Below are 14,379 nucleotides of genomic sequence, written 5' to 3' on the forward strand. Positions count from 1 at the left end.
GGTTACACTGGCTTTGGAGGTTTCATGTCGAACGAAGGTACGCCGCGCCGCAACGCAGACGGCGAGGAAGCGGTCTTCGGGGCCACGCCGTCGCGCGCCTTCGAACCGGAGCCTCCCGCCGACGACGGCCTCCCCGACGACATGGCGGACACGGTCCGGCGCCCCGCGTTCAACGCGGACTGGTACCGGTCCGGGGACCAGCGAGCCACCGCTTCTGTCTCGCCTGAAGAGCCCTGGGTTGCCGACTTGCCCAGCGGCGATGATCCCCACATCGGTGGACGCATCGGGAGTAACCCTTCGACAAGCTCAGGGACCACCGGCAACCCTTCGACAAGCTCAGGGACCACCGGCAACCCTTCGACAAGCTCAGGGCCCAGCGGACGCAAGCTGCGCACGGCATTTCTGCTCACGGCCGCCTCGACGATCCTCCCCGGATCGGGTCTTCTCGGCGCTCCCCGTCTTGCTCACAAGGCCGTCGGTGCCCTGTCGTCGCTGACGGCCATCATTGCCGCGGCCGTCCTCTACTCGCGCTACAGCGCCAACCCCGGTCGCTTCATCGCCCGGTTCACCGATCCGTCGGTGCTTCAGACCACCATGCTGACGATGATCGTCATCGGCCTCGTCTGGGCCATGCTGATCGCGGCGACCAACATCGTCACCCGGCCGGCCGGCCTGAGCGTCGGCAAGCGCGCGCTGAGCGCGGCGCTGGTCACCGCCCTCGCCTTCGGTGTCACGGCCCCGTCGGCCCTCGCGGCGCGCTACTCGCGGGACACGACGCTGGCCATCGAGAAGGTTGCCCCGACGGGCGAAAAGGAGGTCGTGTCCACCTCCCGCCCCACGCTCGAGGATCACGACCCGTGGGCGAAGATCCCGCGCCTCAACATCCTCCTGCTCGGGGCCGACGGTAGCGAGGCCAGGGCCGACGTCGTCGCGACCGACTCGGTGCGCACGGACACCATCATGGTGGCGTCCATCGACACCCACACGGGCGACACCACGCTCGTCCAGGTGCCACGCAACGTCCAATACACCCCCTTCCCCGAGGGGAGCGAGATGGACGAGGCGTTCCCCGACGGCTTCAGCTACCCCGGCGAAGGGGATCGCGGCGCATGGATGGTCAACGGCATCTGGGGCACGGTCGAGCTCTACCACGAGGAGCTCTTCTCCGGCAGCACGTACCGGGGCGCTGAGGCGCTCAAGGAAGGCATCCAGGGCATCACCGGTCTCAAGATCGACTACTTCGCGATGCTCAACATCGACGGCCTGCAGGAGCTGATCGACGCCATGGGCGGGGTGACGCTGAACGTCAACGACCGCTACCCCATGGGCGTGGACCGCAACCCTCCGTGGAGTGAGCCGTCGATGGGGTGGCTCGAGAAGGGGCCCGACCAGCGCCTCGACGGTTTCGAGGCGATGTGGTTCGCGCGCAGCCGATCCCGCCACGACGACTACGACCGGATGGCCCGCCAGTCGTGCCTCATCGGTGCCGTGATCGACCAGGCCAACCCGACCAACCTGCTGCAGCGCTTCGAGGCCGTCGCCGCCGCATCATCGGACATGATCGTCACCGACATCCCTCAGCGCGACTTCCCGGAGATGGTCGAGCTCGCCTTCCGGGTCAAGGACGGTGACGTCAACCGCCTCGTCTTCGTCGACGGCAAGAACGGCTACGAGTACAACGACCCGGACTTCGAGGCCATGCGCCAGGCCGTCGAGGAGGCGATCGAGGGTCCCTCCGCCACGCCGACGCCGTCGGTGTCGCCCTCGCCGTCGACGTCGGTGTCGCCGACGGCGACCGACCCGGGTTCGCCCAGCGCCAGCCCGTCGCCGAGCGAGACCCCCTTCGTCACGGAGGGCAGCCAGGACGTCACCGACGCCTGCGCCTACCGCGGCGACTGACGATCCCCGTCAGGCCGAGAAGCGCTGCAGTTGCCGGCGGATGTCGGTGGCGACGCGGCGGATCTGCGAGGGATCCGAACCCTGGAACACCAGGTGGTTGCGTCGCTCAGGCCCGTGGTGGATGGTCAGGCGGCTCCCATCCTCGGACTGGGTGAGGCGGCTGACGTCGGCCCACTGACCCGATGACTCCTTACCGCCACCGTTCACCCGGTACCCCTCGTCGTCGATCGTGAGGGTCACCGCCTGCCGGCTGGGAGCAATGAACGCCGCGACGGCGAGGAGCAAGCCGGCCGCGAGCAGCAGTGCGCTGAGAATCACAGCGACCGGGTGCCAGTCGTTGCCCAGCGCCAGGACGAGCAGGACCGCGCCGACGAGGCTCGCGACGGCGGCGATGACCAGGGCCCGCACCGGCGGCCGGGGTGTGATGACGTGCACGGTCTTGCTCATGGCCCAACACTACCGACGGGGGCCTCGGAGTGCCCGGTCTTCCCTTCCGATTCCCCGCCTGAGTAGCAGTCGCCAACCGATTCATCCTGAAAGAACGTCCCTCGACGGCTCTATACGCGCTGGCACCTCATTTCTTCAGGACGACCGGAAGGAAGTCATCCGCCCAGGGTGCCTAGACTCGGCCGGGATGAGTAGAGCTTTGCAGGTGGTACTGGCGGCCGCCGCCGTCGTTGTTTCCCAGTTCCTGGTGGAACCGCTGCTGCGGCTGAACGGGTGGACGGCGCTGGGCTCGCTCGCGGGGTTCCTCGCTGTAGCCGTCGCGATCGTCGCGGCGGCGCGCCACTTGAACGGGAGGCAGGGATCCATCCCCGAGGTCGACGCACGTCGACTGGCCTGGGCAGACCTCGCCAAGGCGATCGCGGTGGTGCTGGTCGTGGCGTATCACGTCAGCCCCACCACCATGGGCCACCTCATGGTCGGCACCAACCGGGCGGCGGGCCTCTACGCCAGCTTCACCACCTGGCTGCTGCCCGTGCGGATGCCGCTGTTCTTTCTGATCTCCGGCATGCTCTCCGTCCGGGCGCTCCACCGTCCGTGGCGCGCGGTGTGGCGGCCGAGGGTGGCCGACATCCTGTGGCCGTTCGTGCTGTGGACGGCCCTGCTCGCCGTGCCGTTCGCGCTGGCCTACGTGGCCACCGACCCGTTCGGCTACCTCCCTCGCCAGGCCGGGTGGCTCGTCAACTTCGCGGGCAACTACTGGTACCTGCCCCTCTTGGTGGCGTTCTTCCTCACCGCGCGGATGCTGCGCGGCGCTCCGCTCTTCGCGGTGGCGCTCGGGGTGTTGCTGTACTTCTGGTCCGGACCCATGCCGAGAGACATCGGCGGCGTCTTCCTCAACGACGCCATGCTGACCCTGATCCGATTCTGCATCTTCTGGATCTGGTTCGCGGTCGGCGCCTTCGCCCGGCCGCTCGTCGTCCGCTGGGCCAGGGCACCCTGGTGGCTCGGGCTGATCGCCTTCGTCGCCTACTGGCCGCTTGCCTGGCTCAGGTACGAGCGCGGCATGGACGACCTCACCCCGACCGCCACCGTCGTCGGCATCACCGCGATCCTGGTGTTCGCCCGCCTCCTCGCGCGCTGGGCGCCGGCGGCGCGGCTCGGCAGTTACCTGGCCGCCCGCACGCTCCCGATCTACCTCTATCACCCCCTGCTCCTCGCGCTGCTCGTCCTGACGCTGCCCAAGTACGACGGGGTGGGCAGCGTCGTGGTGATCCCGCTCGTCCCGATCCTGGTGATCAGCGCGGTGGCCATCGCCTGCCTGGCGTACGACGCCACGCGCCACCGCCTGCCGTGGCTCTACCGCTGGCCGGTGAGAGCTGCCCAGCGTGAGCCCAGCCCCGCAGAATCCGCGGTTCCGCAACGCCTGCGCTAACATGGGCAAGCGCTGGCGAGGTCGCATAGTGGACTAGTGCAGCCGCCTTGAAAGCGGCCGAGGGGCAACTCTCCGTGGGTTCGAATCCCACCCTCGCCGCCACAGTCGTCCTGAGGTACAGATGCCACCCAAGTCTCCGCTGCCCCCCAGACATGGACTCCAGGCCGCGTGGGTGCGCACCCCGGATCGCGACCCCGACAACGCCCTGCCCTGGCCGACGATGCGCGACTGGCTGATCGACAAGCTCGCCCCCTCCCCCGAGGACGTCGACGAGATGCTCCGCCGAGGCGCCTTCGTCGACGACCGGGGCCGACCCTGGACCGGCCGCGAGGTGTACCGGCCCCACACGTTCGTCTGGTTCCACCGCGAGCTGCGCGACGAGGCGGAGGTGCCCGGCGAGCTGACCGTTCTGCACCGGGACGAGCGGATCGTCGTGCTCGACAAGCCCCACTTCCTGAGCACCATCCCGCGTGGCCGGCACGTGGTGCAGAGCGCCGTGGTCAAGGCGCGCCAGGCGCTCGACCTGCCCCACCTGTCCGCTGCCCATCGGCTGGACCGCGGCACCGCCGGCGTGCTGCTGATGACCACCGAGAAGAGATGGCGGGCGGCGTACCACACGGTCTTCAGCGACCGGTCGGCCGTGAAGGTCTACCACGCCATCGCCCCCCACGATCCGGATCTGTCCTTCCCGCTGCGGGTCGACTCCCACCTCATCAAGCGCGTCGGCACCATGCAGGCAGAGACCCTCGATCTCCCGCCGAACTCCGCAACCGAGATCGACCTGCTGGAGGTCCGGGGCCAGCACGCCCTCTATGAGGTGCGTCCCCTCACCGGTAAGACCCACCAGATCCGCGCTCACTTCAACCAGCTCGGCATCCCGCTCGTCGGCGACCCCCTCTACCCCGAGGTCCTCCCTACAGAGATCGACGACTTCTCCACCCCGCTCCGACTCCTGGCCTACTCCCTGGAGTTCCGCGATCCCGTCGACGGCGAACACCGCAGGTTCGTCAGCCGGCGACAACTGACCTGGCCAACGCGTATGTTGGCCGACGGAGGTGGTATCTGATGGCAGGACCGTGGCGCGCCCTGCTGGCGACGGCGGCAGTGGTCGCGAGCTTCGTGGCCGCGCCGCCCACTGCGGACGCCGACGAGCCCTTCGACGTCTACACCACCCCCGGGACCCACGAGTACAACGGGAGGCTGTGGCGCACCGCGTGCGAGCCCTACTCCTCGTCGGTGGAGCGCTGCCGCACCGAGATCGACGCCAGCGTCGTCGTCTACGCCGACGGACGGTTCGTCGAGCAGCGGGGGTGGGCGTTCAACAACCTCACCTACAAACCCAGCGCGCGGGACCAGTGGGTGGACAACATCCTCGCCCGGCCCGGTGAGCACGTCGTGGACGGACGCCGGTGGAAGACCGAGTGCGACACGCCCTGGACCGGCGACGGCGCGTGCCGCTCGTCGATCTGGACCGACACGTTCCACCGACGCGGCAGCAGCTACGTCAAGGTGCCCACCTGGGTGTTCAACAACATCGTGCGGTTCACGCCGGCGCAACCCACCAGCGCGTTCTGTGCCGCACCGGCCAGCGCTGCCGTCCAATCCGTGATCACCGCGAGCGCACCGGCACCCGACAACTCGCCCCCGACGGACGCGCCAGCCGCAGACGACCTCGCCTCCCCGCCCGCCCCCGCGGACGTCGACGCCGTGACACCCGCGACGCCGTCGGCACCTGCCACTGCCGATGCGGCCGTAGCCGCCCCCGAGCCCGAGGCCGCGAGGCCCAGCAACGACGTAGCCGACGAGCCGAGCAGCCCACCGGCCGATACCGTGGAGGCCGAGGAACCGGCCTCCGACGTCGTCCCCCTCTCGACCCCACCGCCCACGATCAGCGCGGTCCGCCACCGCGACTTCAGCGGCGGGCTCTACGACCGGTTCGGAGACATCGAGGTGACCGGCACGTCGACGTCGGGGGCGGGCTGGTGGCTACGCGTCGAACTGCGCGACAGCGCCGGCGCGGTCCTGCACCGGGAAGACCTGACGACGGGCACCGGCGGCGCGTACCGGGCACTCGTGCCCGGCGGGTTCACCGGCAAGGCGACGGTGGTTGTCATCTCCGCCAACGGCCAGGCGAGCCAGGCGATCGAGGTGCAGCCCGCGACCGTGACGCAGACCTCCGCGACCAGCCTCGATCCCGTCGCCCCCGCCACCATCACCGGCGCCCTGACGCCCGCCGTCGACGGCGTCCTGATCAGCGCGCAGATCCGCACCGCCGGCGGTTGGCTGCCCGTCTCCTACGCCCGCACGGCTGCCGACGGCTCGTACGCGCTTCCCTACAGCCACGGGTCCGGCCAACTGGGCTCGGCGGACGTGAGAGTGTGCGCCACCACGGCCTGGGGTGCGACCGTTCCCGGGCCCGCGGCGACGACGCTCGCCCGCGCGCGGCTCGCCAATCCGGAGATCACCGCGACCACCGCCGACGAGGTGGCCGCCACCTACCGGGCCGGTTGCCCAGTCGGCCCGTCGGGGCTGCGGACAGTGCGGATCAACCAGCAGTCGATGGACGGACGCATCTACCGCGGTGAGATCATCGTGCGCACCCAGCGCGCGGCGGAGGTGGCCGACGTGTTCCGGCGCACCTTCGACGCAGGCTTCCCCGTCTATCAGATGACCAACCCCAACGCTTTCGGTGCCGACGACCCGCGCATGATGGCGGCCAACAACACGTCTGCGTTCAACTGCCGCCGTGTCGTCGGTAACCCGTACGCGATGTCGCCGCATTCCTATGGCTACGCCGTCGATGTCAACCCGTGGCAGAACCCCTACCGCGACCCGACGGGCAAGTGGTGGCCCTCCACCGACCACGTCTCCCGAACGCCTGTCGTCCCCGGACAACTGACCGAGTCCAGCGCCCCTGTGGTGGCGATGAAGGACCACGGCTGGCGCTGGTTCTCCGGGTGGGACTGGCACCACTTCGAGAAGCGGTGAGCAGCGTGCGTCGGGTGGTCTCGGCAGCCGCGCTGGCCCTGGCGGGGGTCCTGGCCGGCTGTGCCGGGTCGGACCCGACCGCGCCCGCGCCGTCGGTGGGCATGTCTGCCTCCGAGGCAGCGCCAACCCCAAGCGCCCCAACCGACCCGCCGACGACGGAGCCCAGCCCGTCGCGCGCGCCGTCCCCGACTCAGACCGCCCCGGCTCCGCCCCCCACTGCGCCGAACAGCCTCCCGCCCAACGACCGTGCCCCGACGGCGCCACCGCCTGTGCCGACGGCACCGGCCCCGTCGACGGCCGGAGGACTCAGCGAGGCCGATCTGACGGTCCCCGACGGGTGGGAGCCGACCGCCAGGCCGGGCTCACCCGAGGAGGGGTATCTGGGCAACGGCACCTGGGTGCATGCCACGTCGCCCGAGCATTCCGCCTACGCGGCGATCGCGCTCGGCTGCACCGACGTCGGCGCCTACCCCACGCCGGTGGCCGCTTTGGAGGGAACGATCGTCGGGCCGGACGGGCAACCGGGGGTGGGCCTCGCGTTGGAGTTTGGCTCCCAGGACGACGCCGCCGCCTACTTTGCGGAGTGGACCCGGCAGGCCGAGGCCTGCGTCGGGACCGTGACGGAGAAGGTCTCGCTCGACGACGAGACGTGGGTGGGGCGACGCCTGCTCGACACGGTGTGGTCAGAGGCCGTGGCGCTCAGCGGCACCAGCGTGCGGCTGCTGATCCTGGACGACCCGGACGCTGACGTTGCGGCCGCGGTCGGCTGACCTAACGAACGCTGATGTGCACGTGGTCGTAGTGGTTCGCGCTGGCTGAGCCGCGATCGGACATCGAGCGCCAGCCGTCGCCGGAGCGCTGCGAGGTCCAGATCTTCTGCGAGTAGATGACCTCGATGATGCCCAGTGACCCCGCGTTGGCGCGCGCCCAGCGCGCGATCTGCCAGCCGTAGTCGCCTGAGACCATGACGTCGATCGCCTGCCCGGAGCTGTGGTAGGAGCCGCCGCCGGAGCGACGACCGCCGTAGCTGCTCACCTTGGGGAAGGCTGCGCAGACGGCGCGGAGCACAGTGCGGGTCCGCGACGTCAGTCCCGACTCGATCCCGCTGGCCTTCGCGCACGCGGCCGTCGAGGTGCTGGACGAGGACTCGCCGCCGCCCGACGACGACTGTGTCTTCGTGGCGGTCGCGGTCGCCTTCGGAGCAGGCTTGGGGGACGGCTTCGGCGGCGCCGTCTTCGTGAGGAAGCTCCCCTTGATCCAGCCGGACCGCTTGGAGATGACCACCTGGCGCCATCCGTCGACCTCGCGATCGGTGATGGTGACGGCCTTGCCCTCCGCGATGGAGGTGCGTACGTCGAACCCGGTGCCGGGGCCGGTCCGGACGTTCACGGACGCGGTTGAGTAACGCGTGCCGGCTTCGGCCCCGAGTTTCGCGTAGTCGACCTTGGGGGCCGCAGGTTTCTCAGCCTTGACGGCTGCCGGCTTCTCGGCCGGGGGCGTCGAGGGTGCAGGCGCCGGCGCAGTCACCGTGGGGGTGGGTGTCGGGGCTGGCGTCGGGGCGATCGGCAGGCCCGGCAGGGGTCCGGCGTTGACGCTCGGGGACGGCGCTGGGCTGGGGGATGTCGACGGGCTGGGCGACGTCGTCGGCGAGGGGGAGGCGCTGGGGCTCGGGGTGGGGGTCGACAGTGACGGCCTGGACTGGCTGCGCGAGATGCCGAGCGGGAGAGTGACGGTCGCCTTGGCAGGCTCGGTGACTGCAGCCACCTCGGGGCGCGGGACCACCATGAGGCCGGCGGCGAGGCCGACGACGGACAGGATCGCGATAGGCGCCATCACCAGACGTGCCATCCGCGGCCTGGCTAGCGCACCGGACGCAGCCCTCCTCGCGGGGACCACCAAGCCGAGTTCGGCGACAGAATCGTCGGGAGCTGCGCGGCGTGCGTCGACCATGTCGTCCTTCCTGAGAAACTTTAAGGTTGTGTCAGAATACGCGGCGACAGGTCGATTACCAAAGAGGGAACGCCGGTGATCCCAACCCTCTCCCCGGCAGCCCCGTCACGGTGGGCTAGGCTGCCTCCACCCCAAAGGATGAACGGGACTGATTCAAAGATGCTCGGACGGACGCTGCGCAGTGCACTTGCCGTGTGCCTCGCGCTCACCCTCAGCCTGGTCGCCGCCCCCGCGCTGGCCTCCTCGCTCGAGGTCACCGTCACCGCGAGGGACGACCAGGTGACGCTCGAAGGCACCCTCACCGACGACGACAGACGGGCCGTCCGGCAGGAGGTCGTGGAGGCGAGCGTGGGCGGTACCTACGTGGGGCAGGCGCGCACGCGCGGTAACGGCGACTTCCGGCTGAACTTCTCCGGCGCCCAGTTCGGCGGGGGCACCCACACGGTCACCGTGACCTTCGCAGGCGGGAGGGGTGCCTCGCCGGCCTCGGCGACCGGCTCGTTCACGGTCGCGGGTCAGCCCGCCGCGCCCACCCCGCCGCCGGCTCCCCCCACAACGGCTCCCGAGCCGCCCCCGACCCAGGCCCCGCCCGAGCCCGAGCCTGAGCCGGAACCCGAGCCGGAACCCACCCCCACCCCGGAGCCTCCGCCCGCTCCGGCTGGGCCCCCGACTGCCGCCCTGACGGCCACTGGTCCGGCCGCGGCGCTGAGCGGCGACCGCATCACGCTCACCGGCCAGTTGGTCGACGAGGACGGCACCGGGATCGACGGGGTGGAGGTCACCGTCAGCGATCCTGAGGGAGACGTGCCGGACGTCTATGCCCTCACGTCGGCAGGAGCCTTTGAGGCGACGTACGCGATCCCGGCCAGCCAACCCGACGGCCCGCTGACCCTCACCCTGGCGTTCGATGGGGCGGGTACCTACGAGCCCGCGACGACGACGGTCGTCGTGCCCGTGACGTACCAGGCACCCGAGGTGGCTTCCCCTACCCCGTCCGCCCTGCCCAGCGGGGGCGCGGCCACGGCTGAGCCGTCGGTCGCCGTGTCGACCGCGCCGCCGGTCGACGCGGTCGACGAGGATGAGGACAACCCGTGGCTGGGGTTGACGATCGTGCTGGTGGTCCTCGGCGGGCTCACCATCATCACCGCCGCGGCGCTGCTGCTGCGGGGAGGCTTCAGCAGGCGTCCCGCCCACACCGATGTCGCTGGGCTCGATTTCCTCGACGAGGAGATGGACTCCGACGACGAGCCCTTCTTCGGCGGGGCCGGTGAGCCGACGGCGGTCCTCGACGATGGGCGCGCGGTCAGCTTCGGCGACGAGCCCACTCAGCCCATGCCGCCCGTCCCCGACTCCCCCAGCCCCCGCCGCGGCCAGGACTGATCGCTCCCTGAGCAGCACGCGCGGAACGTCCGTCGAATCGATCCCTGAGCAGTGACGAGCGCAAGAGCTAAGGAACGTCCGTCGCATCGCTCCCTGAGCAGGGCCGGCGAGCGCAGCGAGCAGCCCGTCCGTCGAAGGGTGGTCCCTGAGCAGCTCGCGAGGAACGAGCGAGCGTCCGTCGAAGGGTAACGACCTACCACCTACCGCCGCCCCCGGACCGCAAGGGCGGCGACCACGATCCCGGCCGCAACCCTTCGACAAGCTCAGGGATCGGGTGACAAGCTCAGGGAGCAGGACCGACAAGCTCAGGGAGCAGGACCGACAAGCTCAGGGAGCAAAGCTCAGGAAGCTACGCGGTGGACTTCGACTCCAGCATGCGCTGCTCAACGCTGCGGAAGGAACCACACCGGTCGCGGAGAGAGCTGAGAGAGCCGCCGGTCAGGGCATCGCCGAGAAGGGCGGTGTCGACGCAGACCGCGGGGGCGCCTGCCTTGCTCCATTCGCCGGCCGCGTAGGCGCCGATGCCGCCGAGCGGGACCACGCGGTCGCTCAGGCCGAGCTGCTGAAACCTCGCCGCCATCGCGTGGCCCACGACATCGGCGGGAAAGATCAAAGCACCAGCCACCGGCATCTCCAGCACGGCGCGGACCTCCGTCGGGGTCATCGCCGGCAGGTAACACGGCAACCCTCGCTCGGCCGCGGCGTCGGCGATGGCCGAGCCGGTGTCGTCGGCGAGGATGAACCGCGCCCCGGCGTCGGCCGCTGCGTGGATCTGCTGGGGCAACGCGACGCGGGAGGCGCCGACGGTGATGCGGGCGCCGAAGATGGCGGCGACATCGCCGAACGCCTCGGCCGACGCTGGCAGCGCCAGCGCGCTGAACCCCTCCTGCACCAGCACCTCGACGGCGCCGATGTAGTCGTCCAACGACGCGTCAGGGAGGCAGACGATGAGGCCGCGCAGGGGTTGATCCATGGCACCATCTTGCCGCACTGGTGAGGTCCGCCGTCGCCGGCTCCCGGACCGACAACGTCAGGCGGGCTTAGACTGCGCGCATGTCCGGACACCTGACGCGCTCGCAACGCCTAGACGAGCTGCCCTACACCCGCAAGCACAACAAGCTCCTCATGGGCTCGGGCGTCGGCTGGGCCCTCGACGCCATGGACATCGGGCTGATCTCGTTCATCATGGCCGCGCTCGCCTCCGAGTGGCAGCTCTCCAGCACCGAGCTGAGCTTCCTGGGGTCTGTCGGCTTCGTCGGGATGGCGCTCGGCGCGTCGCTGGGCGGGCTGCTGGCCGACCGCATCGGCCGCCGCCAGGTGTTCGCCCTCACCCTGCTGATCTACGGCGTTGCCACGGGCCTGTCCGCGCTCTCGACCGGGCTCGTCATGCTCATTGCGCTCCGCTTCATCGTCGGCCTCGGGCTCGGTGCCGAACTGCCGGTGGCGTCGACGCTCGTGAGCGAATTCGCGCCGCGCAAGATCCGCGGGCGGGTCGTCGTCGCGCTGGAGTCGTTCTGGGCCGTCGGCTGGCTCGCCGCCGCGCTAATCGGCTTCTTCATCGTCCCGATGGACAACGGCTGGCGCTGGGCGCTCGCGCTCGGGGCGGTGCCGGCCGCGTGGTCCATGGTGATCCGCTTCGGGCTGCCGGAATCGGTCCGGTTCCTCGAGGGCAAGGGCCGCCACAACGAGGCAGAGCAGGTGGTCTCCAAGTTCGAGGAAGCCGCCGGCGTCACCGTCCGCGACGAGGACAAGGCTCCGGATGCCCCGCTGCAGGCGGGCGCGAAGGTCACCAAGCGCGAACTCTTCGGTCCGCGGTTCCGCACGCGCACCATCGCGCTCTGGCTCACCTGGTTCGGCATCAACTTCGCGTACTACGGCGCCTTCATCTGGCTGCCGACGCTGCTCTCGTCCGAGGGCGGCATGAACCTGCGCGATTCGTTCGAGTTCACGCTCTACATGACGCTCGCGCAGCTGCCGGGCTACCTCGCGGCCGCGATCCTCGTCGAAGTCTGGGGCCGCCGGCCCACGCTCGTCACGTTCCTCGGCGGCTCGATGGTGGGCGCAGCCGCGTTCGCGCTGGCCCCGACTCTCGCGGCGTCCATCGCTCCGGGGGACGATGGCGCCGCCTACGCGATCGCGCTCACCGCCGGCTGCGTGCTGTCGTTCTTCAACCTGGGCGCGTGGGGTGCCCTCTACGCCATCACCCCGGAGGTCTACCCGACGGCGATGCGCGCGGGCGGGGCGGGGGCGGCCACCGCGTTCGGCCGGATCGCGGCCATGGCCGCGCCGCTCGTCGTGCCGCTCATCGTCGGTGCGGCTGGCCGCGCAACGCTGTTCGCCGTGCTGGGCGCGATGTTCGCCATGGCGATGGTCGCAGCGTGGTTCCTGCCCGAGTACACCGACCAGGCGCTCGACGAGGTCTAACGACCCGAGGCAGGTCGGTCCCCGGCGGCTGCTCGCTCAACGAGCTTCACTCGGGCGGCTCCACCTGTCCCAGCTCAATCTGCTGCGCGTTGCCGTGCTTCGCGTAGTACTCGTCCATCGTGTCGCCGCTCAACGCCCCAGACAGCTCAGCCACGCCGTCCCAGTCGACGACGTCGACGGCCTGGCCGCCAATGGTGGCGAAGCCCTCGATCGGCGCCTGCATCAACCCGATCGACTCTCCGCTCGTGATGCGCATGGAGAGCGCGAGCTCCGTGACGTAGCGGTTTGTCATCTGGTCGTCGACAGTCATGGTGTCGGCCACCTGCCCGATGACGTTGCTGAACGTCACCGGGTTCGCGATGGTCTCGGGCGTCAGCAGCTTGCGGATGATGGCCTTGACGACGGTGCGCTGGCGGAAGGCGCGGTCGAGGTCGCCGTTGGGCAGGTCGTAGCGCTCCCGCACGTAGGCGAGCGCCCGCTCCCCCTGGAGGTCCACCTCCCCCTTGGCGAACTGGTTGGAGTCCCACGGGTTGTAGACCGTCACGCCGCCGACGGCGTCGGTGAGCCGCATGAACCCGTCGAAGTCGATGCTCACCGTGTGGTCCATCCGCACCCCGGTCATCTGTTCCAGCGTGCGGACCGTGAGCTGGGGGCCGCCGAAGGCGTAGGCCCAGTTGATCTTGCCCTCACCGCGGCCGGGGATCTCGACCCACATGTCGCGTGGGAAGGAGATGAGGTAGACGGCCTGCCTGTCGCCGGTGACGTGGGCGACCATCAGCGAGTCGCTACGGCCGGCGTCACCTTCGGTGGTGTCGGCGCCCATGAGCACGAAGTTGACGGGCGGTTTCCCGGGCTCCTCGTCGCCGACGGGGGCTTTCGGCTTGGTCAGGGCCGGGCGGCCCGTGTAGTCGGTCGGGGTGAGGCTCTCGTCGCGGTCGATCGAGTTGAGCGCAAGCAACCCGCGCGCGGCGTAGAAGCCGACAACGCCGAGCGCGATGACCAGCACGCCGACCGACAGCATCAGCAGGACGAACCCGGGGCCCCTGCGTCGGCGGGGTTCCGCCTGGTAGTCGTCGTCCTCGAAGACCTCTAGGCCGTCATCAATCGCTCTACCCATACCGCCATTGTCCCCCGCGCCCACAACTTTCCCGCAATCATCGGCGATCAGTTCGGAGAGTCGCGAAAGATAACACCATTTCGGCGCTCTGGCTGTACTCTCCTTGCTCCGGATCGAGGGGAGTTGGGCATGGACTGGGTTGAGTTGGTCGGCTACATCGCGTCGGCATTCGTGGTGTTGTCGTTCGCGATGAGTTCGATCGTGAAGATCCGCTCGATCTCACTGGTGGGCTCAGCGTTCTACGTCGCCTACGGCATCCTGATCGGCTCGATCCCGATCATCCTGGCCAACGGCACCATCGTCGTCTTCCATCTGGTGGCGCTCTCCAAGGAGTTCAGCCGCAAGACGGAGCTCGGCGCCACGCCGATCGCGCCCGACGCCCCGTTCCTCGCCGACTTCCTCCACTCGCACACCGCCGACATCGCGAAGACTCAGCCCGAATACGAGCAGGCGCCGTCGGACACCGCATTCGTGCTCATGCGCGAAGGCATGCCCGCCGGGGCCGTCATGGGTAACCGCGACGGCGACACGCTCCACCTCAACCTCGACTACGTGCTACCCGCCTACCGCGACTCCCAGCTCGGCAAGTGGATTTACGGGTCGCGCTCCAGCGCCCTACGCGCTCACGGCATCCGCAAGGTGACGGCATCGCCCACCACTGAGGTGCACCGCAGCTACCTCGGCCACATGGGCTTCGAACCCGACGGCGACCGGCTCGTCAAGGCGCTGGCCTGACCCAAGC

12 protein-coding genes and 1 tRNA gene are annotated in these 14,379 nt (G+C 69.9%); 9 read left to right on the plus strand and 4 right to left on the minus strand.

Going from position 1 to position 14,379, the window contains the following annotated elements:
- The first annotated feature begins 24 nt into the window (after nucleotides 1-24).
- Entirely contained in the window at nucleotides 25-1,899 is a 1,875-nt protein-coding gene (locus RPIT_RS12205) for an LCP family protein (protein WP_077343689.1), read from the plus strand.
- A gap of 9 nt (nucleotides 1,900-1,908) precedes the next feature.
- Here the strand turns inward: RPIT_RS12205 and RPIT_RS15250 are convergent, their stop codons facing one another.
- Nucleotides 1,909-2,346 carry a hypothetical protein gene (locus RPIT_RS15250; protein ID WP_162274553.1) on the minus strand — a complete coding sequence of 146 codons (438 nt, stop codon included), beginning with the start codon at nucleotides 2,344-2,346 and terminating at the stop codon, nucleotides 1,909-1,911.
- A gap of 187 nt (nucleotides 2,347-2,533) precedes the next feature.
- On the opposite strand from RPIT_RS15250, the gene RPIT_RS12215 reads away from it, so the two are divergent.
- The 5 genes from RPIT_RS12215 to RPIT_RS15075 all read left to right on the plus strand — a co-directional run bounded on the left by RPIT_RS12215 (nucleotide 2,534) and on the right by RPIT_RS15075 (nucleotide 7,536).
- Nucleotides 2,534-3,778: an acyltransferase family protein gene (locus tag RPIT_RS12215; protein WP_162274554.1), complete on the plus strand. Its 1,245-nt coding sequence runs from the start codon at nucleotides 2,534-2,536 to the stop codon at nucleotides 3,776-3,778.
- A gap of 14 nt (nucleotides 3,779-3,792) precedes the next feature.
- Nucleotides 3,793-3,880, plus strand: a tRNA-Ser gene (locus RPIT_RS12220).
- Nucleotides 3,881-3,998: 118 nt separating this feature from the next.
- Entirely contained in the window at nucleotides 3,999-4,844 is an 846-nt protein-coding gene (locus RPIT_RS12225) for a pseudouridine synthase (protein WP_218121607.1), read from the plus strand.
- Nucleotides 4,844-6,766, plus strand: a complete 1,923-nt coding sequence (locus RPIT_RS12230) for a M15 family metallopeptidase (protein ID WP_077343697.1) — start codon at nucleotides 4,844-4,846, stop codon at nucleotides 6,764-6,766. The genes RPIT_RS12225 and RPIT_RS12230 overlap by 1 nt, the downstream gene beginning before the upstream one ends.
- Nucleotides 6,763-7,536 carry a hypothetical protein gene (locus RPIT_RS15075; RefSeq protein ID WP_143028245.1) on the plus strand — a complete coding sequence of 258 codons (774 nt, stop codon included), beginning with the start codon at nucleotides 6,763-6,765 and terminating at the stop codon, nucleotides 7,534-7,536. Before RPIT_RS12230 ends, RPIT_RS15075 begins: the two co-directional genes overlap by 4 nt.
- A 1-nt stretch (nucleotide 7,537) precedes the next feature.
- Here the strand turns inward: RPIT_RS15075 and RPIT_RS12240 are convergent, their stop codons facing one another.
- A complete protein-coding gene (locus RPIT_RS12240; protein ID WP_077343701.1) occupies nucleotides 7,538-8,716 on the minus strand; it encodes an SH3 domain-containing protein in 1,179 nt (392 codons plus the stop codon).
- Nucleotides 8,717-8,854: 138 nt separating this feature from the next.
- On the opposite strand from RPIT_RS12240, the gene RPIT_RS15080 reads away from it, so the two are divergent.
- On the plus strand, nucleotides 8,855-10,096 hold the full coding sequence (locus tag RPIT_RS15080) for a hypothetical protein (protein WP_157633352.1): 1,242 nt from the start codon (nucleotides 8,855-8,857) through the stop codon (nucleotides 10,094-10,096).
- A 349-nt stretch (nucleotides 10,097-10,445) separates the two neighbouring features.
- On the opposite strand, the gene RPIT_RS12250 is transcribed toward RPIT_RS15080, so the two are convergent.
- A complete protein-coding gene (locus RPIT_RS12250; RefSeq protein WP_077343702.1) occupies nucleotides 10,446-11,069 on the minus strand; it encodes a beta/alpha barrel domain-containing protein in 624 nt (207 codons plus the stop codon).
- 80 nt (nucleotides 11,070-11,149) lie between these two features.
- Between RPIT_RS12250 and RPIT_RS12255 the strand changes: the two genes are divergently transcribed.
- Nucleotides 11,150-12,520 (plus strand): MFS transporter, encoded by a 1,371-nt coding sequence (locus tag RPIT_RS12255; RefSeq protein WP_077343704.1) that lies wholly within the window; start codon nucleotides 11,150-11,152, stop codon nucleotides 12,518-12,520.
- Between the two features lie 46 nt (nucleotides 12,521-12,566).
- Here RPIT_RS12255 and RPIT_RS12260 read toward each other — a convergent pair whose 3' ends face one another.
- Complete coding sequence (locus tag RPIT_RS12260) at nucleotides 12,567-13,637, minus strand: LCP family protein (RefSeq protein ID WP_077343706.1); 1,071 nt, start codon at nucleotides 13,635-13,637, stop codon at nucleotides 12,567-12,569.
- Nucleotides 13,638-13,766: 129 nt separating this feature from the next.
- Here RPIT_RS12260 and RPIT_RS12265 point away from each other — a divergent pair, with 129 nt between their 5' ends.
- Nucleotides 13,767-14,372 (plus strand): GNAT family N-acetyltransferase, encoded by a 606-nt coding sequence (locus RPIT_RS12265; RefSeq protein WP_077343707.1) that lies wholly within the window; start codon nucleotides 13,767-13,769, stop codon nucleotides 14,370-14,372.
- Nucleotides 14,373-14,379: the final 7 nt, after the last annotated feature.

It is taken from the genome of Tessaracoccus flavus (assembly GCF_001997295.1).
Taxonomy (GTDB): domain Bacteria; phylum Actinomycetota; class Actinomycetes; order Propionibacteriales; family Propionibacteriaceae; genus Arachnia; species Arachnia flava.

What these genes read in the sequence shown, in the direction of transcription:
- RPIT_RS12205 (WP_077343689.1), top strand. Translation starts at nt 25, where the DNA reads ATGTCGAACGAAGGTACGCCGCGCCGCAACGCAGACGGCGAGGAAGCG.
- RPIT_RS15250 (WP_162274553.1), bottom strand. Translation starts at nt 2,346, where the DNA reads ATGAGCAAGACCGTGCACGTCATCACACCCCGGCCGCCGGTGCGGGCC.
- RPIT_RS12215 (WP_162274554.1), top strand. Translation starts at nt 2,534, where the DNA reads ATGAGTAGAGCTTTGCAGGTGGTACTGGCGGCCGCCGCCGTCGTTGTT.
- RPIT_RS12225 (WP_218121607.1), top strand. Translation starts at nt 3,999, where the DNA reads ATGCGCGACTGGCTGATCGACAAGCTCGCCCCCTCCCCCGAGGACGTC.
- RPIT_RS12230 (WP_077343697.1), top strand. Translation starts at nt 4,844, where the DNA reads ATGGCAGGACCGTGGCGCGCCCTGCTGGCGACGGCGGCAGTGGTCGCG.
- RPIT_RS12240 (WP_077343701.1), bottom strand. Translation starts at nt 8,716, where the DNA reads ATGGTCGACGCACGCCGCGCAGCTCCCGACGATTCTGTCGCCGAACTC.
- RPIT_RS15080 (WP_157633352.1), top strand. Translation starts at nt 8,855, where the DNA reads ATGAACGGGACTGATTCAAAGATGCTCGGACGGACGCTGCGCAGTGCA.
- RPIT_RS12250 (WP_077343702.1), bottom strand. Translation starts at nt 11,069, where the DNA reads ATGGATCAACCCCTGCGCGGCCTCATCGTCTGCCTCCCTGACGCGTCG.
- RPIT_RS12255 (WP_077343704.1), top strand. Translation starts at nt 11,150, where the DNA reads ATGTCCGGACACCTGACGCGCTCGCAACGCCTAGACGAGCTGCCCTAC.
- RPIT_RS12260 (WP_077343706.1), bottom strand. Translation starts at nt 13,637, where the DNA reads ATGGGTAGAGCGATTGATGACGGCCTAGAGGTCTTCGAGGACGACGAC.
- RPIT_RS12265 (WP_077343707.1), top strand. Translation starts at nt 13,767, where the DNA reads ATGGACTGGGTTGAGTTGGTCGGCTACATCGCGTCGGCATTCGTGGTG.